The organism is Streptomyces sp. NPDC058469 (assembly GCF_042721125.1).
Lineage (GTDB): Bacteria > Actinomycetota > Actinomycetes > Streptomycetales > Streptomycetaceae > Streptomyces.
Genome location: NZ_JBHXME010000001.1, coordinates 253174 through 273777, shown reverse-complemented (window position 1 = coordinate 273777; position 20604 = coordinate 253174). Strand labels below are relative to the sequence as shown.

General features: G+C 70.7%; 20 protein-coding genes. 11 read left to right on the top strand and 9 right to left on the bottom strand.

Annotation, left to right across the window (positions count from 1 at the left end):
* Nucleotides 1–55: 55 nt before the first annotated feature.
* The 3 genes from ACFWP5_RS01225 (at nucleotide 56) to ACFWP5_RS01215 (ending at nucleotide 2279) form a co-directional block, all read left to right on the top strand.
* Entirely contained in the window at nucleotides 56–769 is a 714-nt protein-coding gene (locus tag ACFWP5_RS01225) for a transcriptional regulator (RefSeq protein WP_384148623.1), read from the top strand.
* Nucleotides 766–1752 carry a pyridoxal-phosphate dependent enzyme gene (locus tag ACFWP5_RS01220; protein ID WP_384148621.1) on the top strand — a complete coding sequence of 329 codons (987 nt, stop codon included), beginning with the start codon at nucleotides 766–768 and terminating at the stop codon, nucleotides 1750–1752. The genes ACFWP5_RS01225 and ACFWP5_RS01220 overlap by 4 nt, the downstream gene beginning before the upstream one ends.
* 167 nt (nucleotides 1753–1919) lie before the next feature.
* The gene (locus tag ACFWP5_RS01215) at nucleotides 1920–2279 is read left to right on the top strand and encodes a cupin domain-containing protein (protein ID WP_384148619.1); all 360 of its coding nucleotides are present in this window, start codon (nucleotides 1920–1922) and stop codon (nucleotides 2277–2279) included.
* Between the two features lie 50 nt (nucleotides 2280–2329).
* Here ACFWP5_RS01215 and ACFWP5_RS01210 read toward each other — a convergent pair whose 3' ends face one another.
* Entirely contained in the window at nucleotides 2330–3301 is a 972-nt protein-coding gene (locus ACFWP5_RS01210; RefSeq protein WP_384148617.1) for a D-cysteine desulfhydrase family protein, read from the bottom strand.
* Nucleotides 3302–3458: 157 nt separating this feature from the next.
* Here ACFWP5_RS01210 and ACFWP5_RS01205 point away from each other — a divergent pair, with 157 nt between their 5' ends.
* Nucleotides 3459–4160: an SDR family oxidoreductase gene (locus ACFWP5_RS01205; protein ID WP_384148615.1), complete on the top strand. Its 702-nt coding sequence runs from the start codon at nucleotides 3459–3461 to the stop codon at nucleotides 4158–4160.
* Nucleotides 4161–4205: 45 nt separating this feature from the next.
* Here ACFWP5_RS01205 and ACFWP5_RS01200 read toward each other — a convergent pair whose 3' ends face one another.
* Nucleotides 4206–5564, bottom strand: a complete 1359-nt coding sequence (locus ACFWP5_RS01200; protein WP_384148613.1) for a VWA domain-containing protein — start codon at nucleotides 5562–5564, stop codon at nucleotides 4206–4208.
* Entirely contained in the window at nucleotides 5561–6418 is an 858-nt protein-coding gene (locus ACFWP5_RS01195) for an AAA family ATPase (RefSeq protein WP_384148611.1), read from the bottom strand. Before ACFWP5_RS01195 ends, ACFWP5_RS01200 begins: the two co-directional genes overlap by 4 nt.
* Before the next feature lie 150 nt (nucleotides 6419–6568).
* Between ACFWP5_RS01195 and ACFWP5_RS01190 the strand changes: the two genes are divergently transcribed.
* Complete coding sequence (locus tag ACFWP5_RS01190; RefSeq protein WP_384148609.1) at nucleotides 6569–7138, top strand: TetR/AcrR family transcriptional regulator; 570 nt, start codon at nucleotides 6569–6571, stop codon at nucleotides 7136–7138.
* A gap of 203 nt (nucleotides 7139–7341) precedes the next feature.
* Here the strand turns inward: ACFWP5_RS01190 and ACFWP5_RS01185 are convergent, their stop codons facing one another.
* Both ACFWP5_RS01185 and ACFWP5_RS01180 read right to left on the bottom strand, forming a co-directional pair.
* Nucleotides 7342–8652 (bottom strand): FtsX-like permease family protein, encoded by a 1311-nt coding sequence (locus ACFWP5_RS01185; RefSeq protein ID WP_384148607.1) that lies wholly within the window; start codon nucleotides 8650–8652, stop codon nucleotides 7342–7344.
* Between the two features lie 3 nt (nucleotides 8653–8655).
* A complete protein-coding gene (locus tag ACFWP5_RS01180) occupies nucleotides 8656–9438 on the bottom strand; it encodes an ABC transporter ATP-binding protein (RefSeq protein WP_384148604.1) in 783 nt (260 codons plus the stop codon).
* 234 nt (nucleotides 9439–9672) lie between these two features.
* Between ACFWP5_RS01180 and ACFWP5_RS01175 the strand changes: the two genes are divergently transcribed.
* The 5 genes from ACFWP5_RS01175 (at nucleotide 9673) to ACFWP5_RS01155 (ending at nucleotide 12981) form a co-directional block, all read left to right on the top strand.
* A complete protein-coding gene (locus ACFWP5_RS01175) occupies nucleotides 9673–10269 on the top strand; it encodes a DUF4232 domain-containing protein (protein ID WP_384148602.1) in 597 nt (198 codons plus the stop codon).
* Nucleotides 10266–10634 (top strand): hypothetical protein, encoded by a 369-nt coding sequence (locus tag ACFWP5_RS01170; RefSeq protein WP_384148600.1) that lies wholly within the window; start codon nucleotides 10266–10268, stop codon nucleotides 10632–10634. Before ACFWP5_RS01175 ends, ACFWP5_RS01170 begins: the two co-directional genes overlap by 4 nt.
* Nucleotides 10635–10697: 63 nt before the next feature.
* Entirely contained in the window at nucleotides 10698–11378 is a 681-nt protein-coding gene (locus ACFWP5_RS01165) for an ABC transporter permease (RefSeq protein ID WP_384148598.1), read from the top strand.
* Nucleotides 11375–12046 (top strand): ABC transporter permease, encoded by a 672-nt coding sequence (locus tag ACFWP5_RS01160; RefSeq protein WP_384148596.1) that lies wholly within the window; start codon nucleotides 11375–11377, stop codon nucleotides 12044–12046. The genes ACFWP5_RS01165 and ACFWP5_RS01160 overlap by 4 nt, the downstream gene beginning before the upstream one ends.
* Nucleotides 12043–12981 (top strand): ABC transporter substrate-binding protein, encoded by a 939-nt coding sequence (locus ACFWP5_RS01155; RefSeq protein WP_384148594.1) that lies wholly within the window; start codon nucleotides 12043–12045, stop codon nucleotides 12979–12981. The genes ACFWP5_RS01160 and ACFWP5_RS01155 overlap by 4 nt, the downstream gene beginning before the upstream one ends.
* Before the next feature lie 227 nt (nucleotides 12982–13208).
* Here ACFWP5_RS01155 and ACFWP5_RS01150 read toward each other — a convergent pair whose 3' ends face one another.
* Nucleotides 13209–14363, bottom strand: coding sequence for a betaine/proline/choline family ABC transporter ATP-binding protein (locus tag ACFWP5_RS01150; protein ID WP_384148592.1), 1155 nt, complete (start codon nucleotides 14361–14363; stop codon nucleotides 13209–13211).
* A gap of 184 nt (nucleotides 14364–14547) precedes the next feature.
* Between ACFWP5_RS01150 and ACFWP5_RS01145 the strand changes: the two genes are divergently transcribed.
* Nucleotides 14548–17694 carry a family 78 glycoside hydrolase catalytic domain gene (locus ACFWP5_RS01145; RefSeq protein ID WP_384148589.1) on the top strand — a complete coding sequence of 1049 codons (3147 nt, stop codon included), beginning with the start codon at nucleotides 14548–14550 and terminating at the stop codon, nucleotides 17692–17694.
* Here the strand turns inward: ACFWP5_RS01145 and ACFWP5_RS01140 are convergent.
* The 3 genes from ACFWP5_RS01140 to ACFWP5_RS01130 are packed head-to-tail and all read right to left on the bottom strand — an operon-like array spanning nucleotide 17667 to nucleotide 20601.
* Nucleotides 17667–18335, bottom strand: a complete 669-nt coding sequence (locus ACFWP5_RS01140) for a lactate utilization protein C (protein ID WP_384148587.1) — start codon at nucleotides 18333–18335, stop codon at nucleotides 17667–17669. The genes ACFWP5_RS01145 and ACFWP5_RS01140 overlap by 28 nt on opposite strands.
* Nucleotides 18332–19843: a LutB/LldF family L-lactate oxidation iron-sulfur protein gene (locus ACFWP5_RS01135; RefSeq protein ID WP_384148585.1), complete on the bottom strand. Its 1512-nt coding sequence runs from the start codon at nucleotides 19841–19843 to the stop codon at nucleotides 18332–18334. The genes ACFWP5_RS01140 and ACFWP5_RS01135 overlap by 4 nt, the downstream gene beginning before the upstream one ends.
* On the bottom strand, nucleotides 19840–20601 hold the full coding sequence (locus tag ACFWP5_RS01130) for a (Fe-S)-binding protein (RefSeq protein ID WP_384148583.1): 762 nt from the start codon (nucleotides 20599–20601) through the stop codon (nucleotides 19840–19842). The genes ACFWP5_RS01135 and ACFWP5_RS01130 overlap by 4 nt, the downstream gene beginning before the upstream one ends.
* Nucleotides 20602–20604: the final 3 nt, after the last annotated feature.

The following is a 20604-nucleotide window of genomic DNA, read 5'->3' as shown; positions in this document are numbered from 1 at the left end:
GGGTTGGACTGTGGGTATAGTGCTTGGACGTACAGTCTGAAGCGAGGGGTGGGACATGGCGGACGACAACCCGGCCCCGGACGCCGAACGCGACGCGATCATCGCCGCGTTGGTGCCAATCGTCGACGGGATCGCGGCGACCTTCGGTCCGGTGTGTGAGGTGGTGCTGCACGACTACCGGCACCCGGAGAAGTCTGTCGTCGCCGTAGCCGGAGCTCTGACCGGGCGGTCGGTGGGCGGGGCGATGAGTGAGATCGGGCTGCGGATGCTGGCGCGCGGGGACGAGGCCGTCGACGAGCTGAACTACCTCACCCGGGCCCAGGGCGGCCAACAGCTCAAGTCGTCCACGATGGTGCTGCGCGACTCCACGGGCGCGGTGTTCGGCGCGCTCTGCGTCAACGTCGACGTCACCGCCGTACAGCAGGCGCAGGCTCTGCTCGCCGGGATCGGCGGGGGTGGTGCGAGCGAGGCGGCGGCGACCACGACCTTCGGCAACGACATCGACTCCGTCGTCGAGGCCATCGTCGACGCCCATCAGCTACGGCGGAGCAGGACCTGGGTCCAACTCGACCGCGCGCAGCGGCTGGAGCTGTTCCGCAGCCTCGACGAGCACGGGGTCTTCGCCGTGCGCCGGGCCATCGAGCAGGTCGCCGCCCGGCTCGGTATTTCCCGGGCCTCCGCCTACAGCTACCTCTCGCAGGCCCGGGCGGCGACGGGCGTACGGCCCGATCCCGCCACTGATTCCGCTTCCACTGGAGGAGACGCGTGACGACCGGCACCGGCACCCCGCCCATCACCCTCGACGACGTTCTCGGCGCCGCCGCGCAGATCAAGGGCGTCGCCCACCGCACACCGGTGCTGCGTTCGCGCACCCTCGATCAACTCGTCGGCGCCGAGGTGTTCCTGAAGTGCGAGAACTTCCAGCGGATCGGCGCCTTCAAGTTCCGCGGCGCCTACAACGCGGCCTCCCGGCTGACGCCGGAGCAGCTCGCGCGGGGCATCGCCGCCTACTCGTCCGGCAACCACGCCCAGGCCGTCGCCCTCGCCGCCCGCGAACTCGGCACCACCGCGGTGATCCTCATGCCCGAGGACGTCCCGGCCTCGAAGCGGGCCGCCACCGAGGGATACGGCGCCGAGGTCGTCACGTACGACCGCTACAGCGGTGACCGGGTGGCCATCGGGGAGGCCCTGGCCGCCGATCGGGGGCTCTCCCTCATCCCGCCCTACGAGCATCCGCACGTCATGGCGGGTCAGGGCACGGCGGCGCTCGAACTCGTCGAGGAAGTGGGGGAGTTGGACGCCGTGCTGGTGCCCGTGGGCGGCGGCGGGCTGATCGCCGGGACAGCCACCGCCGTCAAGGGACTGCACCCGCGCACCCGCGTGATCGGCGTCGAACCGGAGGCCGGGGACGACACCAAGCGGTCCCTGGAGGCGGGCCGGCGCGTCTCCATCCCGGTGCCGCGCACCATCGCCGACGGGCAAGCGGCCGATACGCCCGGCGAGTTGACCTTCTCGGTGAACCGACGGCTGGTCGACGAGATCGCGCTGGTCAGTGATGAGGAGATCAAGGACGCGATACGGTTCGCCTTCGAGCGGCTGAAGATCGTCGTCGAGCCCAGCGGTGCCACCCCGCTGGCCGCGCTCCTCGCCGGGCGCGCGGGCCGACTTCCGGACCGGGTGGGGATGATCGTCTCGGGCGGCAACATCGACAGTGAGCGGTTCGCCCGGTTGTGCGCGAGCGGTTCGTCGTGACTCCGTCCCGCGCCTGACGGTTCCCCCGAATGGCGCTCCCGGGTGGACAGGAAGACGATGGAGTGGTGGGGCGCGGCCCCCGCCGGAGCGCCGGTGCCGTTCGTGGCCATCGGGAGACGGAGACCGGCCCCGGCCGTGCTGCGCACGGCCGGAATGGAGGCACCGTCATGCTGGAAGTGAAGACGGTCGACAAGCCGGACGAGCGGCGTGACTTCCCCCGCGGCCACCTCGAAGCCGTCCACCTCAGCGGTCTCGACTTCGCCATCGGCACCTTCGAGCCGGGCTGGCGCTGGTCGGAGTCCGTGGCGCCGATCGCGGGAACCGCGAGTTGCCAGATCCACCACAACGGTTACGTGGTCCAGGGACGGATGCACCTCCTCATGGACGAGGGTGGCGAGGCAGAAGTAGGCCCCGGCGACGTCTTCGTGTGCTCGCCCGGACACGACGCGTGGGTCGTCGGCGACGAACAGGTGATCGTGTACGACTTCGCCGGTGCCATGGCCACGGACTACGCGAAGGCTCCGTGACCGACCCGTGCGTACGCGCCCCGCGGCACCGCGCCCGCCGGGCGCGTACGTCATGACTCGTACCGGACGACCTGCCCCTCGGCGTACGCGACGGCCTCAGCGTGCCCGAACAGCCCGGGCAGTCCGCCCGTGTGCACGAACACCGTCCGTTCGCCCGGCCTGATGTCGCCGTCCCGGACGGCCGCGATCAGGCCGGCCATCGCGCGTCCCGTGTACGTCGGGTCGAGGACGAGCCCGGCGGTACGGGCGGCGAGGGTGAGGGCCTCGGCGGTGGACGCGGTGAGCGTGGCGTAGCCGCTGCCGATCTGGTCCCGCCGTACCCGCAGTCCCTCCGGTGAGGTCAGACCCGCGAACTCGCTTACGGCCGGGGCGGGTTCGGGTAGCGCGCCCACGTCGACACCGAGGACCGCCTCCGCCCCGAGCGAGACCACCAGCCCCGCCATCGTGCCGCCCGAGCCGAGCGCGACGACCGCGGTCCGCAGATCGGGGAGCTGCCGGCGCAACTCCTCGCCGCAGCGCGCATAGCCGCGTGCGCCGAGCGCGCTGGAACCGCCGAACGGGATCAGCGCGGGCCTGGCGCCCGACTCGCGCAGTCGCTCGCGGACCTCGGCCGCCGCCCGGTCGAGTCCGGCCTGGTCCACGTCGCCCGCCCAGGCGATCCGGGCGCCGAACAGCCCGTCGAGGGCGAGGTTCCCCGAGCGCGACACACCCGGCGATCCGCGCAGCACCAGCACCACGTCAAGGCTCAGCCGCGCTCCGGCGGCCGCGGTCAGGCGGGCGTGGTTGCTCTGCGGGGCGCCGGTCGTGACCAGGGTGTCCGCACCCTCGGCGAGCGCCGCGCCCACGGTCCACTCCAGCTTGCGGATCTTGTTGCCGCCGCCTCCGAGGCCGGTCAGATCGTCGCGCTTGATCCACAGGTCGTCCGGGCCGAGCCCGATCGCGGTGGCGAGTCTCGGGGCCGGTTCGACGGGGGTGGGGAAGGTGGCCAGTTCCACGTGCGGGTCGCTGTGCGGGTCGCTCATGGCGTCCATCATCGCGCGCTGCGGCGGCCGGTCCGCATGTGGCCCTGCTCGCGATCCTGCTTGCGGGCTTGCCCATGGAAACCGATCGGTTTACTGTGGCTCACGTGAGGAAACCGATCGGTTTCCACTCCTCGTTGTCTCAGCTCAGGAGATCCCCATGACGAACATCGAAGGTTCCGTCGTCCTCGTCACCGGCGGCAGCCGTGGCATCGGCCGGGCGCTGGTCGAGGCGCTGTACGAGCGCGGCGCGAAGAAGGTGTACGCCACCGCCCGCGACCCGAAGACCGTCACCCACCCGGACGCGGTGCCGCTGGCGCTGGAGGTCAGTGACCCCGCTTCCGTCGCGGCGGCGGCCGAACAGGCGCAGGACGTCACCATCGTGATCAACAACGCGGGCGCGTCCGTGAACGCGAACTTCCTGGACTCGCCCGTCGAGGACGTACGCCGCGAGTTCGAGACCAACTTCTACGGCCCCCTGCTCGTCACGCGCGCCTTCGTTCCGGTGATCGAGCGCAACGGCGGCGGCCACATCCTCAACGTCCACTCGGTGCTGTCGTGGCTCGGTGTCCTGGGCTCCTACAGCGCCTCCAAGGCGGCCCTCTGGTCGCAGACCAACTCCCTCCGCCTGGACCTGAAGCCGCGCGGGATCGACGTCACCGGACTGCATGTCGGCTACGTCGACACCGACATGGCCGCACACGTAGACGCACCCAAGTCCACTCCCGAGAGCGTGGCGGCACAGGCCCTCGACGGCATTGAGTCCGGCGCCTTCGAGGTATTGGCCGACGACCTGACCCGTCAGGTGAAGGCCGGGCTCTCCGCGGAAGGCGGCGCGCTGTACCCGCAGTTGGCGGCCTAGCCGGACCGGCGGCAATCGAACCGCCGGCAGTCAGGCCGACGGTCATCAGATCGGCAGCAACCGGCCCACCAGCGCGCTGAGTTGCTGCGCGTTCCGGCACTCGTGCATCTCCACCAGCTCCGCGTAGCCGGGTGCCGCCGAGTCGCCGGTGCCCCACTGGGTGCGCTGCTCGGGGTTCAACCAGTAGACGCGGCGGGCCCGTTGGGAGATCTGCCGGACGGCCGGGAGATTCGGGTCGCTCATGTTGGTGCGGGCGTCACCGAGGACGAACACGGTCGTACGCGGGCCGACCGCGTCGCCGTACCGCTCCGCGAACTCGCCCAGGGCGACGCCGTAGTCGCTGCTTCCGTGCCAGCCGGTGAGGGTGGCCTCGTCGCGGATGCGGGTGCCCAGGCCCTCGGGGTCGGCCGTGCCGTGCACGAGCAGAGGGGTCACCTCGTCGAGACGGTTGACGAAGGCGAACACGCGCACCTTGCTGAACTGGTCGTGCAGCGCCTGCACCAGCAGCATCGTGAAGTCGGAGAAGCCCGACACCGAGCCCGACACATCGCACAGCAGCACCAGTTCGGGCCGGACCGGCCGGCGGCGGCGCAGCACGGGCCGCATCGGCACCCCGCCCGTGGACAGTGAGCCGCGCAGAGTGCGGCGGAGATCGATCGTGCCCCGCGAGGCGCGGCGGCGGCGCGCGGCGAGCCGGGTGGCCAGCTTCCGGGCCAGCGGCTGAACCGCCCTGCGCAGCTCGGCCAGTTGGGCCCGTCCGGCGAACAGGAAGTCGACGCGGTCGGCCGTCGGAGCGATAGCCCGCCGGGCGATCTCGTCCCGGCCGCGCCGCTCGGCCACCCGGCGCCGTGCCTCCACCGCGACCTGCCGACGGAAGCCCTCGATGCGCTGCCGGATCTCGTCGTCGAGCAGCCGGTCGGTGAACCCGGACCGGCCACCCTGCTCCCGGACGCTCGCGCGCACCCGGGCCAGCAGCGTCTGCGGACGCAGCCGGTCCAGGGTCTGGTACGACGACCAGCCGTCCGACGAGGGTGAGTTGCCGTAGCCGCCGAAACCGTCGACGGCCTCCGCCGCCAACTGCCCCATCAGAGCCGGGTCGTTGGCGGCGAGCGCCGCGGCCAGCCGGTCGCGGAGGTCCTCGCGGTCGGCGGCGGGTTCGCCCTGGGGTGCTCCGACGCCGCGCGGGAAGTAGAGGTCGAAGACCGGGTCGAACACCGGGCGTTGGCCCGTGCCGTGCAGCAGTGTCGCGGCCAGTCCCTCGCGGAGCAGTTCACGGTCGGCGAGACCGAGCGCCTCCATGGCCAGCGCCGCGTCCACGGTCTCGCCGGTGCCGATGCGCAGACCGTGCGCGCGCAGCGCCCCGACGAGGCCCGTCAGCCGCTCGGTGACACCGGCGGCGGTCACACGGCATCCAGATCGAGCTTCGCGGCCGCCCTGAGGATGTCGTCCTGGTGCTTGAGGAGGACGCCGAGGGTGTCCCGTACGACCGTCTCGTCGAGGGTGTCGGCGCCGAGTGCCAGGAGGGTGCGGGCCCAGTCGATGGTCTCGGCCACCGACGGCACCTTCCGCAGCTCCATCTCGCGCAGCGCCCCGACCACCCGGACCACCGACTCGGCCAGCGCCGCGCCGAGCCCCGGCACCTTCAGCCGTACGATCCGACGCTCCAACTCCTCGTCGGGGAAGCCGATATGGAGGAACAGGCAGCGGCGGCGCAGCGCCTCGGACAGTTCACGGCTCGCGTTCGAGGTGAGGACCACGAAGGGGCGGCGGGTCGCGGTGATCGTGCCCAGCTCCGGGACGGTGACCTGGAAGTCGCTGAGTATCTCCAGCAGCAGGCCCTCCACCTCGACGTCGGCCTTGTCGGTCTCGTCGATCAGCAGGACCTTCGGGTCGTCGCCGCGGATCGCCGTGAGCAGCGGGCGGGGGAGCAGGAACTCCTCGCTGAAGATGTCGGTGCGGGTCTCGTCCCAGCTCTCGTCGCGGCCCGCGCTGATGCGCAGCAGCTGCTTGGCGTGGTTCCACTCGTACAGCGCCCGGGACTCGTCGACGCCCTCGTAGCACTGGAGCCGGATCAGCCGGGCGCCGGCGACCTCGGCGACGGCCTTGGCGAGTTCGGTCTTGCCGACGCCGGCCGGCCCCTCGACGAGGAGCGGCTTGCCGAGGCGGTCGGCGAGGAAGACGCTAGTGGCGACCGCGGGCGAGGCCAGATAGCCGGTCTTGGCGAGGCGTGCGGCGACTTCGTCGACGGAACGGAACACGGGGCCTCCGGCGGATCGCGGGTGGTGCGTCGGTGTGCAGCAACATATCTAAGCGCTTGTTCACCTTCACTGTCACCCGGGATCAGGCGCCTGCGCAAGCGCGTACACCGATCGGTTTCCTCTTGGCTCGCGGCGCGGTAACCTCGCAGTATGGCCACGACGGACAAGGCGTCACCCCGAGACCGGCTGCTCGATGCGGCGGCCGAGCTCTTCTACCGCGACGGCGTCTCCATCGGCGTAGAGGCGCTGTGCAAGTCGGCCGGAGTCTCGAAGCGGTCGATGTACCAGCTCTTCGACAGCAAGGACGAGGTCCTCGCCGCGAGCCTGGAGCGGCGTGCGCCCGGTTACGCGGCGCACCTCATGCCCGGTCCGGACGACGCCGGTACGCCGCGCGAGCGCATCCTGTACATCTTCGAGCAGGTGGAGAAGGCGTCGGCCGAGCCCGGCTATCTGGGCTGCCCCTTCCTCGCCACGATGGTCGAGCTGAAGGACCCCGAGCACCCGGCGAGCGTGGTCGCCCGTGCCGCCAAGGAGGAGCTGAAGGACGCGTTTCGGGAGCAGGCCGGGCTGGGTGGTGCACGTGATCCGGTGTTGCTGGCACGGCAGTTGATGCTGATCTTCGATGGCGCGAGCGCCCGCGCCGGGGCGAGGCTGGAGACGCTGGACGGGTTGACGGTCGAGACCGTGCGGACGGTGCTGGATGCGGCCGGGGTCGCCTGAGCGCTCAGCTGGAAGTGCCGGGAATTGTTGTCGATCGTCCGCGGTTCCGTTGTGGCTGGTCGCGCCCACGCGGCGGAGCCGCATATCGATACAGCCCCGCGCCCCTTCGGGGCGCTGCCGGACCGCGGAAGGAAGGGGCAGCCGCCGTAGCGACTGCCCCGAACCTAACCCAGCCCAACCGGATCGAACCGGACCGGTAGTTCTCACGCGGTCAGTGCCACCGCCTCCACCGCCGGTGTGCGCAGCACGCGCCGTGCTGTCAGCAGGCTTGTCCCCAGGGTCACCGTCGCCGCCACCGCGACGACCGTCAGCCAGATTCCTAGGCCCTGGTGCGGCAGGACCGAGTCCGTGCGGACCATGGTGAACGGGACGATGCCCGCCAGTGCGGCCGCCGTGCCGGACAGGACGCCGGTGATCGTGAGGATCGCCGTCTCGGTGGCGACCGTGCGCAGCACCTGTCCCGGAGTCGCGCCCGCCAGGCGCTGCCCGCCGAACTCGCGGGAGCGGTAAGTCGTGGCCGCGTACAGCGAGTTGACCAGCATCACGCAGACGAAGACCACGATGATGCCGACGACTGTGAAGTTGACGGTCTCCAGGTTCTTCGCGTCCACCGACTTCGTCAGGCCCGAGGCCCGCACGGCGTCGCTCTCCACCGCCTGCATGTACAGCGTCGCCGTGGCCACCGCCGTGAACAGGATCAGCGACATCAGGATCCCGGCGAGCTGGTCGGTCCGCTCACGCAGATTGCGGATGGCCAACCAGCCGCTCGCGCCGGACAGTTGGAGCCGGTCGAGCAGGTTCTTCAGCAGTCGCGGCGCCAGCAGCGCCAGGCCGACCGACAGCAGGATCGCCCCGTACGCCGGCGCCGCCATCAACGCCGCGTCCGTGGCGGAGAAGCCGAAGGTCGCCGTCACCGACACCACACCCGCGACCAGCGCGGCGTAGGCGAAGAACGTCCGTGCCCGGCCCTGCCGCCGGTGTCCGCGGGTCGCCCGGCGTACGGCCAGGAACGCGGCGCCCGCCGCGGCCAACAGCGTGATGCCCAGGCCCGATTGGAGCGCGAAGGGGCCGAAGGAGTAGTCGACGGACCGGGCCACCTGGCCGCTGTCCTTGAACGCACCGAGCAGTGCCCGCCCGCCGAGCATCGCGGGACCGACGGCGAGGACCGCGCCCAGCAGCGCGACGGCCACCGCCTCACCCACGACCATCCGCTTCAGCTGCGCCGGAGTCGCCCCCGAGCAGCGCAGGGTCTCCAACTCCCTTGACCGTTGGCGGACGTTGACGGTCAGTGTCGAGACGACGGCGAAGAACACCAGGAGGGTGCCGTAGCCCCCGACGACACTCGCCGACGTGGACAGCGTGTCGGCGCTGACCGAGTCGATGCCGGGCTGCGCTCCTGTGTCGTGCAGGGAGTTGAACGTCATGATGATCGCCGCGCCCAGGAACGCGGCCAGCAGGGTCGCCAGGAACCGCCCCGGCCGCTGCCGGATCGAACGCATCGCCAGTACGAACATCGCTCACACCCCCGCCGTCACGTCGTCGCCCAGGTGCGCCAGCCGCTCGGCGACCGCGTCGACGGTCGGCGTGTGCATCCGGCCGGCGAGCCGGCCGTCCGCGAGGAACACCACCGAGTCGGCGTACGAGGCGGCGACCGGGTCGTGCGTCACCATCACCACGGTCCGGCCGTGCACCCGCACCGCCTCCTGCAACAGCAGCAGCACGCCCCGCGCGCTCCGCGTGTCCAGGGCGCCGGTCGGCTCGTCCGCGAAGATCACCCTGGGTTCGGTGACCAGCGCGCGGGCGATGGCCACCCGCTGCCGCTGACCGCCGGAGAGCTGGTCGGGGCGGTGGCCGAGCCGGTCGCCGAGACCGACCGCGGTCAGCACCTCCTGGGCCCGCCGCCGGTCGACGCGCCGTCCGGCCAGCTTCAGCGGCAGCACGGTGTTCTGCGCGACGGTGAGCGTGTCCAGGAGGTTGTACTGCTGGAACACGAACCCGATCCGACTGCGCCGGAACCGCGTCAGCTCGGCCTCGCTCCCGCCCGTCATCTCCGCGCCGTCGACCATCACGATCCCGCTGTCCGGCCGGTCAAGACCCGCCGCGCACTGCAACAGCGTCGACTTGCCGGACCCCGAAGGACCCATCACCGCGGTGAACGTGCCGCGCTCCAGGCTCAGCGTGACCCCGTCCAGGGCGGTCACGGCGCTGTCGTCACGGCCGTAGGTCCTGCTCACCTTGACCAGCCGCAGTGCCTCGGCGGCGGGTCCCTTGTCGTGCGTGCGTCGTGCGGTGCGAAACATCGCCATCACCCTCCGTGCGGCACGCCCTGTGCCTCGCCAACGACGCTACGGAGAGAGCCGGTTACGCACATTGGGCGCAGAACCCGTATCCAGGGGTGTACTCAGCCACACCCCCGTGGTCGGGTCCGCAGCCCATGCTGCGGCAGGCCTGTGACCGGAGGTGTGGCTTCCGCCACAGCGGTCCGGCTCCCGTCTTGATCGACTCTGCGGATGCCGAGAAGGATGCCGAGAAGCGTGTACGACACCGTGCTGGTCACGGTGCTGGGGCTCCTCGCCGGGGCCGTCATCTGGACGGTCACGGACGTGTCCTACGACGATCCCGCCGCCGCACTGTCGAAGCCGGGCCCCGTCTGCCCGGACGAGGGCATCCGCGTCACGGCCGGTCCGGTGAACCCCGCGATGGGCCTGCGCGCCATGGACCTCACCCTGGAGAACTGCGGCACCCGCAACTACCGCGTCCAGGGCTACCCCGAGATCCGGCTCCTCGACCGCGACCAGCAGCACGTGACCGGCGTCTCGGTGATCCACGGAAGCGCCGGTATCGCCACGGTCACCGGATTCGACGAACCACCGAGCACGGTGACGCTGGCACCCGGCGAGACCGCCTCCGCAGGCCTGCTGTGGCGCAACACCACCACGGGCTTCGACGGCGCGGCCTACGTGCCGTATCTGACGGTCGCGGCGCGGTCCGGTTCGCTGCCGCTCCTCCTGGCACCGGACGGCGGCCTCGACCTCGGAACGACGGGACGACTCGCCGTCGGACCATGGCGCACCAACACCAGCACCAGCACCAGCACGAGCACCACCGGCTCCGGCGGGGGCACCCGATGACCGACCAGAGCACCCCCGCCGACGGCTTCCCGCAGCGCGTCCTGCGCCGCTCGCGCGCCCACCGACGGGCCGACGCCATCGCGTGCGGGCTGCTCGTCGGCCTGGACGTCCTCCTCGTCGCGGTGATCCTCCTGCTCGGCAGCGACGGCATCTTCACCGCGGACTGGATGGGCCACCCCGGGATGATGGACTCCACGGGCGCCTCCTACCAGTACGACTGCGTCGTCTTCCTCTGCCGGGTCGAGGCCGTGACCGTCGCCCTGGCGATCGCCTGCCGCCTCTGGACCACGGCCGCCACCCAACTCGTGGTCCTCACGGCCTCCGCTGCCTTCATCGCCTCCCTCTCCACCTACTGGAACCCCTGAGCGACCGCCCCGTACGGGTCACCAGAACGAGCCGCCCCCGGGCCCGCCCGATGCAATGGACCTGTGACCGCGCCCCCGGACGACTGTCTCGCCCGCAACGAGTGGATCTGCGGCGAGTACTTGAGCACCCGCCGCCACATCCTCGTCGACGCGGTCGTCCAGCATCTCCAGCTGACCGCGATCTCGGTGCTGATCGGCCTGGCGATCGCCCTGCCGCTCGCCGTGGTGGCCCGCCGCTGGGGCTGGGCCGCAGGGCCGGTGCTCGGGGCGACGACGATCCTCTACACGATCCCGTCCCTGGCGATGTTCTCGCTGCTCCTGCCGGTCTACGGCCTCTCGGCCACCCTCGTCGTCGCCGGACTCGTCCTCTACTCACTCACCCTGCTCGTCCGCAACATCCTCGCGGGCCTGCGCGCCGTACCCGAGGAGACCCGACAGGCCGCACGCGGCATGGGCTACGGCCCGATCCGCCTCCTTCTCACCGTGGAACTGCCCCTCGCGCTCCCCGCCGCGATGGCCGGCCTCCGCATCGCCACCGTCTCGGCGGTCTCGCTGGTGACGGTCGGTGCGATCGTCGGCTTCGGGGGACTCGGCAACCTCATCTACGCGGGTATGAACACCTACTTCAAGGCACAGGTGCTCACCGCGTCCGTGCTCTGCGTGGTGATCGCGATCGTCGCCGACCTGCTCCTCCTGCTCGTGCAACGGCTGATCACCCCCTGGACGAGGGCGGTCCGCGGATGAACACCCTGACCGACGCCTGGCACTGGCTCACCGACTCCGCCCACTGGTCGGGCGACGACGGCATCTGGCACCGGCTCGCGCAGCACCTGGTCCTCACGGTCGTCTGCCTCGTCATCAGCTGTCTGATCGCGCTGCCGGTCGCGCTCGTCCTCGGCCACCTCGGCAAGGGCGGCGCGCTCGCCGTCAACATCTCCAACATCGGCCGCGCGGTGCCCACCTTCGCCGTACTGGTCCTGCTGCTCCTGACCCCGATCGGCAAGTGGGGCGAGGGGCCCACGGTCGTCGCCCTGGTCCTGTTCGCCGTACCGCCGCTGCTCACCAACGCGTACGTCGGCATGCGCGAGGTCGACCGCGATGTGGTGCGGGCCGCGCGCGGGATGGGGATGACCGGGCGGCAGATGCTGTTCCGCGTCGAACTGCCGCTCTCCCTCCCACTGTTGATGAACGGCGTACGGATCGCGGCCGTCCAGCTCGTCGCGACCGCCACGATCGCCGCGCTGGCGGGCGGCGGCGGACTCGGCCGCATCATCACCGCCGGCTTCAACCTCGCCAACACCGCGCAGGTGGTGGCCGGGGCGGTGCTCGTCGCCGTGTTCGCGCTGCTCGTCGAGGGCGTCTTCGAGGTCGCCGAACGGCTTGCGCCACGCTGGGTGAGGGGAGCGCGATGAAGCGACGCCTGGCCGCGGCAGGCCTGCTCCTCCTGGTCACCGGCTGCTCGACCGGCCCGTCCCTGGAGAACCAAGGCGCCGTCACCGCACCACCCGGCGACAGCCACCACCTCACCATCGGCTCGGCCGGATTCACCGAGAGCGACCTGCTCGCCCAGATGTACGCGCTCCTGCTCAACCAGGCCGGCTACAAGACGTCCCTGCTCACCGTCGCCAACCGCGAACTCTACGAACCCGCCCTGGAATCAGGGCAGATCGACGTCGTCCCCGAGTACGCGGCCACCTTCGCCGACTGGCTCAACGCCAAGACCAACGGCCCCGACGCACCGGCCGTCGGCTCACCCGACCTCACCACCACCATGAAGGCACTCCGCCAACTCGCCACCCCACGTGGGCTGACCGTCCTCGACCCCGGAAAGGCCGTCGACCAGAACGCCTTCGCCGTGGCCCGCTCGTACGCCACGAAGCACCACCTCAAGACCCTCAGCGACCTCGGCGCCTCGGGACTGAAGGTGCGGCTCGCGGCGGGCGACGAGTGCGTGCAACGGCCGTACTGCGAACCGGGGTTGAAGAAGACCTACGGCATCGACATCACCGCCGTCGACCCGAAGGGCGTCGGCACGACCCAGGCGAAGAGCGCGGTGAACAACGGCCAGGACCAGATGGTGCTGACCACGACCACAGACGCCACCCTCGACGAGTTCGGCCTTGTCATCCTCACCGACGACAAACACCTCCAGAACGCCGACTACGTCGTCCCGGTCGTCAACCGCTCCCGGGCGGGGAGCACCGGCGTGACCAAGGCGCTGGGGAAACTCAATGGCGTCCTCACCACGGCCGACCTGGCGTCCATGAACCAACAGGTGGACAGCTGGCGGAGGTTGGCGCAGGACGTGGCGCGAACGTATCTGGAGGACAAGGGCCTGCTGAAGTGAGCGCGGGGGAGTGCCAGTGGTGGGTTGTACGTTGCGGGCATGGTGTCCATCCGGTCGGTGCCGCCCCAGCGTCCGGGCCGGGCGGCGGCGAACTCCTCCGCCTCGCCTTCCAGTAACCAGGCGAGAACCTGAACACGGCCTTCTGCGTGGCCCTGTATCTGCGCGCGGCCGAGCACGCGCTCCCGCAGGGCTGCCCCCTCACCGACAGCTGAGCCGGAGAGCGACACTCAGGCATCCGCCACCGAGTCGAAGTCCACCTGCCCCCTCGGCACCCCCAGCGCATCCGCGTCCACCGACCGCCGCAACGCCTCGTGCAGCTTCGCCGGAGTCAGCACGCCCAGGAAGCGCGCCCCGTCCAGCACGGCGACCCACCCGGCGTCGTGCTGGAGCATCACGCCGAACGCCTGCTTCAAGGGGGCGCCCACAGGTACCCACGCGTTCATCCGGTGGGCGAGTTCGCCGACCGTACCGCCCGCGGTGAGTTCGTCGGCCTTGACCCAGCCCTGCAGTTCGCCCTGCTCGTCGAGGACCACGGCCCACCTCGCGCCCTCCACCCGCAGCCGGTCCGCGGCCCGCTGCGCCTGCTCGTCCACGCGGGCGACCGGCGGTTGTTCCAGGTCGTCGGGCTCGATCTCCGTCACCGACAGCCGCTTCAGCCCCCGGTCCGCGCCCACGAACTCGGCGACATACGGCGTCGCCGGCGTGCCGAGCACGGCGCCGGGGGTGTCGTACTGCTCGATCCGCCCCTGCCCGTACACGGCGATACGGTCGCCGAGCCGTACCGCCTCCTCGATGTCGTGGGTGACCAGCAGCACCGTCTTGCGCACGGCGGCCTGCATCCGCAGGAACTCGTCCTGCAACTGCTCGCGCACCACCGGGTCGACCGCGCCGAACGGTTCGTCCATCAGCAGCACCGGCGGATCGGCCGCGAGCGCCCGCGCCACACCGACGCGCTGCCGCTGCCCGCCCGACAACTGCTCCGGGTAGCGCGGGCCGTAGGTCTTCGGGTCCAGGCCCACCAGATCGAGCAGCTCGGCGGCCCGCTCCCGCGCCTTCGCCCGCTTCCAGCCGATCAGGGACGGCACGGTCGCCGTGTTGTCGAGGACCGTGCGGTGCGGGAAGAGGCCCACCTGCTGAATGACGTATCCGATACGGCGGCGCAGTCGCACCGGGTCGACGGTGGCGATGTCCTCGCCGTTCACGAAGATCCGGCCGGAGGTGGGCTCGATGAGCCGGTTGACCATCATCATGGTCGTCGTCTTGCCGCAGCCGGACGGACCCACGAGCGTGACGAGTTCGCCCTCGTTCACCTCGAAGGACAGCCCGTCCACAGCCGTCGTACCGTCCGGGTACCGCTTGCCGACCTGCTCGAACCGGATCATGCCCTCACGCTAACGGCGCCCGTCCCGCACCGCCCTTCAACAGCGTCCCACCGGCTGGTGACGCGGGCACGCCGACCCTGAAATGATCCGAGGCAACGCGACCTCACCGACGCAACTCCACCTCCAGCCACCGGCACAACTCCACCTCTCGGACGGCCGAAACGACAGCCGAAGGGACAGCGGCATGAACGACGGAGTCGACGGAGCCGACGCAACGGCCCGCATCGGAAGGCTGCGCCGCCGCACGTTGCTCACGACGGCGGCCCTGAGCGTCGTCCCCGCGGCGATGGCAGGAGGCAACGGCGCCGGAGGAACCGCCTCGGCCGGCACCACGGTGTCGGGCCTGACCGTGGAACACCGCACCGACCCGCTCGGCGTCGACGCGGCACACCCGAGGTTCGGCTGGCGCACGGCGTCCGCCGCGCGGGGCCGGCACCAGACGGCGTACCGGATCAAGGTCGCCACCTCGCCCCGGCACCTGACCCACGGCACGGCCGACATCTGGGACAGCGGCCGCGTCGACTCGGCGGACTCGGTCGCGGTCCGCTACTCCGGCCCCGAACTGCACGCCTCGACCCGCTACCACTGGACGGTGACGGTGTGGGACGAGCACGGCCGCTCCGTCACCGCCGCGCCCACCGCCCACTTCGAGACCGGCCTGCTCAGCACCGACGGAATCACCGGCTGGGACGGCGCGCAGTGGATCAGCATGGCGGGCAAGCGCCCGAACACCGCCGGAGCACCACTCCTGCGGCGCCAGGTCGCGCTCACGGGCGGGCAGGTGACCGAGGCCCGGCTCTACCTCTCCGCACTGGGCGTGTACGACGCCTACGTCAACGGGCGCCATATCTCCGTGCCCCAGGGCGACAGCACCACCTACGAGTTCCTGCCCCCGGGCTGGACCAACTACGACACCACCGTCAACTACTTCACCTACGACGTCACGGACCTGCTCGCGGACCCGTCGCAGGTCACCCTCGCCGCCGTGCTCGGCAACGGCTGGTACAACGGCCGCATCTCCGAGAACAGCACCCACTACTCGGCCGATGGCAACCCCCTTGCCCTCAAGGCGAAACTGCTCATCCGGTACGCCGACGGCTCGACCCAGACGATCGTCACCGCACCCGGCGCCGACTGGAGCGCCACCGACACCGGCCCCTACCGCACCGACGACATCTACGACGGCCAGCTCTACGACGCCCGCAAGGAACTCCCGGGCTGGACGGCGAACGGCTTCGACACCTCGGCCTGGTCGGCCGTCGAGGCGCAAGGCCCCTTCCCTGACGCTCAGTTGGTCGCCTATCCGGGCGAGAGCGCCCGCCTGATGCCCGAGTGGGACCGCAAACCGCACTCCGTCACCGTGTACACGGGCGTCGCGGGCTTCGCTGGAGTCACGGGAGTCGCGGGCCAGGAAGGCAGCGCGAACGGCAAGGGCCGTATCGTCGTCGACCCCGTCCGCACGGTCACCGATCCCACGCGGGCGTCCACCGTCTCCGTCACCCTGCACCCCGGCGACACCGCCGTCATCGACCTCGGCCAGAACCTGGTCGGCGTGCCCCGCTACACCCTGCGCGGCCCGGCGGGCGCCCAAGTCGCCTTCAAACCGGGGGAGATGCTCAACGACGACAGCACGGGCGCCGACGGACCCGCGGGCTCGGTCTACCGCGCGAACCTGCGCACCGCCGAAGCCACCAGCACCTACATCCTCAAGGGCGACCCGGCCGGCGAGACCCACCAGGACTCGTTGACCTTCTACGGCTTCCGGTACGTCTCCGTCACCACGACGGAGACCGTCACCCTCGTCGAGCTCACGGGCAAGGTCGCCACCTCCGCGCTCCGCGACATCGGCACCGTCACCACCGACGACACCGACGTCAACCAGCTGATCAGCAACGTCCGTTGGGGCCAGCGCGGCAACTACCTCTGGATACCCACCGACTGCCCACAGCGCGACGAACGCCTCGGCTGGACCGGCGACACCCAACTCTTCTCCAACACAGGCCTGTACAACACCGACGCCGTCCCTTTCCTGAGCCACTTCCAGGACACGCTGATCGACTCACAGCACACCTACGGCGCGGGGAGAGCCCAGTTTCCCTGGGTCGCCCCCGGCCACCGCTACAGTCAGCCGCTCCCGGCCGGCGGCTGGGCGGACTGCGGCGTGGTCGTGCCGTGGACGGTGTGGCAGATGTCCGGCGACACCACGGTCATCGACCGCAGTTGGGCATCGATGACCAAGTACCTGGACTGGATCCGACAGCGCACCGGCGACAGCTACGCCGGCCAGGGCGCGATCTTCGGCGACTGGCTCGCCTTCCAGATCACCAGCACCCAGCTCATCAGCGACGTCTACTACGGCTACAGCGCCCGCCTGATGGCGGACATGGCCCGCGCCACCGGCCGCACCGCCGAAGCAGCCACCTACGAGCGGCTGTTCACCCACATCAAACGAGCCTTCATCACCAAGTACTTCGTCACCGACGCCCTCACCGGGCAACTGACCGTCCGGTCGAGCCTCGGCGACCCACCGCCCCACACCCCCGGCAACAGCGCCGGCAGGACCGAGGACGACACCCAGACCGCCCTGCTCTGGATCCTCAAACTCGGCTTCTACGACACGGAGTTGCAGCACCGCCAACTCGTCACCCTGCTCGCCGACAACATCGGCAACAGCGCGGCCCACAAGGCGACCCACCCCGACAGCACCCGCGTCGAGTACGCGGAGAACACCCTCGCCGTGGGCTTCCTCGGCGTGAACGTCATCGCCCCCGTCCTCACCGACGAGGGCCGCGTCGACCTCGCGTACAGCCTCCTCCACCAGAACGCGATGCCGTCCTGGCTGTACTCGGTGGCCAACGGCGCCACCACCGTGTGGGAGCGCTGGAACTCGTACTCGAAGCAGGACGGTTTCGGCCCGGTCGACATGAACTCGTTCAACCACTACGCCTACGGCGCGATCATGGAGTGGATGTACGAGAGCATGGCCGGCATCGCCAAGGACCCCGAACACCCGGGCTTCAAGCACTTCTTCCTCCGGCCGCACATCGACCCGACCGGCAGGATCACGAAGGTGCGCGGCTCACACGTCTCTCCCTACGGCGAGATCGTCAGCGAATGGACCGCGCGGGACGGGAAGTTGGCGTACCGGGTGATCGTCCCCGCCAACAGCACGGCGACCCTGCGCATCCCCGCCGCCGACCCGTCGACGGTCCACGAGGACAAGCGTCCCCTGGCCGAGGCGCTGGGCGTGGAGTTCATCGGCTTCGCGGACGGCATCGCCTGCTACCAACTCCCCTCGGGAAGCTACGAGTTGACCTCCACGCTCGCCTGACCGCTCACCAGCACCACCTCAAGGGTGCGCGGACCGTGCACCCCCTCGACCCGGTCCAGCTCGATGTCACTGGTCGCGGAGGGACCGGAGATCCAGGTCAACGGGCGCGCCGGGTCAAGGCGTTGGAGAGCTTGGGGCACCGAGGACACCACCTGGTCCGGCACCCGTACGACACAGATGTGGTGGTCGGGGACGAGTGTGATCCGGCGGCGGCCCTGGTCCGGGCCGCCGTCCAGGACGATGGTCCCGGTCTCCGCGACCGCCACCGCACACGCCGTGACCACACTGCCGACCCGGTCCAGCTCGCGCGGGGTGCTCTCGGCCCGGTCCGCGACCTGTTCGGCGTCGGACGCCGCGAGCCAGGAAGGCTCCAGACCCCGCGGTACGACGACCGTCTTCGAGCCCCGCCCGGCGAGCAACCCGGCGATCACGGCGGGCAGTTCGGGCTCCGTGCACCGGTGCACGAGCGCCCGGTAGTCGGCCAGGTTCTCGGCGAGCAGATCGACCGTCTGCTCGACACTCCGGTCCCCGTGCTCGCGCAGATAGCCGCGCTCGAAGGCCTGCTCGTAAGGCGTGTCGTCCTTCGGCACGTCCGCGAGTGCGCGCTCCACGCGGCCCAGAATCCGTTCCCTGCTGCTCACTTGGCGGCCCCCTTGTCGGTGTTCTCGCCGTGCGTGCGCTGCCACCAGTCGCGGAACGGCTCCGCCGGTACGGCGGGCAGGTCCCGAGTGCCGGTCCACGCCTTGCCGGGGCCGGGCAGGGTCCGTGGGTGGAAGCGGCGGGTGCGGGACGCGAGCCGTTGGCCGGTGCGCAGGGCGCCCGGGTGGGTGAACGTCCAGCGGGCCGCCCGCATCGCCGCGCGCTCGGCGGCATGCCCCTTGGCGGGCTGCAGGACGACCTTGTTGCCCTCGCGGGTCACCGGCCCGCCCTCCACGATCCGCTCCCGCAGATGCACCAGCACTTCGGGGATGTCGATGGCGACCGGGCACACCTCGTAGCAGGCACCGCACAGGGATGAGGCGTACGGCAGTGAGGCGTCGATCTCGCTTGCCGTGCCCCGGAGTTGGGGGCTGAGGATCGCGCCGATCGGGCCCGGATAGACCGAGCCGTAGGCGTGACCGCCGGCCCGCTCGTACACCGGGCAGACGTTGAGGCAGGCCGAGCAGCGGATGCAGCGCAGGGCCTGGCGGCCGACCTCGTCGGCGAGGGTGTCGGTGCGGCCGTTGTCGAGCAGGACCAGGTGGAAGGTGCGCGGCCCGTCCCCGTCGGTCGTGCCCGTCCACGTGGAGGTGTACGGGTTCATGCGCTCGGCGGTCGAGGAGCGGGGGAGGGTCTGCAGGAACACCTCCAGGTCCTGCCAGGTGGGCACGATTTTCTCGATGCCGACGACCGAGATCAGCGTCTCGGGGAGGGTGAGGCACATGCGGCCGTTGCCCTCGGACTCGACGACGACGAGTGTGCCGGTGTCCGCGACCATGAAGTTGGCGCCGGAGACGCCGACTTTGGCCCGCAGGAACTTCTCGCGGAGGTGGAGACGGGCGGCCTCGGCGAGTTCGGCGGGCGTGTCGGTCAGCCCGTCCGGGGCCGGGCGGCCCCACTCGCTCATCTCGCGGACGAAGATCTCCCGGATCTCGCCCCGGTTGCGGTGGATCGCGGGGACCAGGATGTGCGAGGGGCGGTCCTTGCCCAACTGCACGATCAGCTCGGCGAGATCGGTCTCGTAGGCGCGGATGCCCGCCGCTTCCAGGGCTTCGTTGAGCCCGATCTCCTGCGTGGCCATCGACTTGACCTTGACGACCTCCGACTCGCCCGTCTCCTTGACGAGTTGGGTCACGATCCGGTTGGCCTCGTCCGCGTCGGCGGCCCAGTGGACGATGCCGCCTGCCGCCGTCACCGACTCCTCCAGCTGGACCAGATACCGGTCGAGATGGAGGAGGGTGTGGTCCTTGATCTGCTTGCCGGCCTCGCGCAACGCGTCCCAGTCGGACAGCTCCGCCACGGCCTTGGCCCGCTTGGCGCGGATCGTGTGGGTGGCATGGCGCAGATTTCCGCGCAGGGTCTGGTTGTTGACGGCCTCGTGGGCGGCCACGGGAAAGGCCGGATAGACGGGTGGGGGAAACGCGGGCATCCCGACGAACGTGCCGCTCATACGCTCGGCCCCTCTTCCGTTTCCGTGGCGGCCAGGATCTCCGCGATGTGCACCGGCCGCATGTCGGTGTGGAGCCGGGCCATCGTGCCGCCGATGTGCATGAGACAGGAGTTGTCCGCCGCGCACAGCACCCCGGCGCCCGTCGACTCGGCGTTGCGCACCTTGTCGGCGCCCATCGCCGCCGAGACGTCGGAGTTCTTCACGGCGAACGTCCCGCCGAACCCGCAGCACTCGTCGGCACCGGGCAGCTCGACCAACTCCAGCCCCTTGACGGCCTGGAGCAGCTTGAGGGGCCGGTCGCCGAGCCCGAGACTGCGCAGCCCGTGGCAGGTGGGGTGATAGGTCACCTTGTGCGGGTAGTAGGCCCCGACGTCCGTCACCCCGAGCACGTCGACGAGGAACTCGGTCAGCTCGTACGTCTTCGGCACCACCGGCGCCAACGTGGCCGCGAGAGTGTCCCCGCGCCCCTCGGCCCGGGCCCGCTCACCCATGCGCGGATACAGCTCCCGCACCATCGCCCCGCACGACCCGGACGGCGTGACGATCGCCTCGTACTCCCCGAAGACATCGGAGAAATGCCGGGCGAGCGGCTCGGCCTCATGGCGGTAGCCGGTGTTGTAGTGCGCCTGTCCGCAGCACGTCTGGGCCATCGGGAAGTCGACCTCGACGCCCAGCCTGGTCAGCAGTTTCACCACGGCGCGCCCGGTGTCCGGATAGAGCGTGTCGTTGACACAAGTCAGGAACAGGGCGACACGCATCGC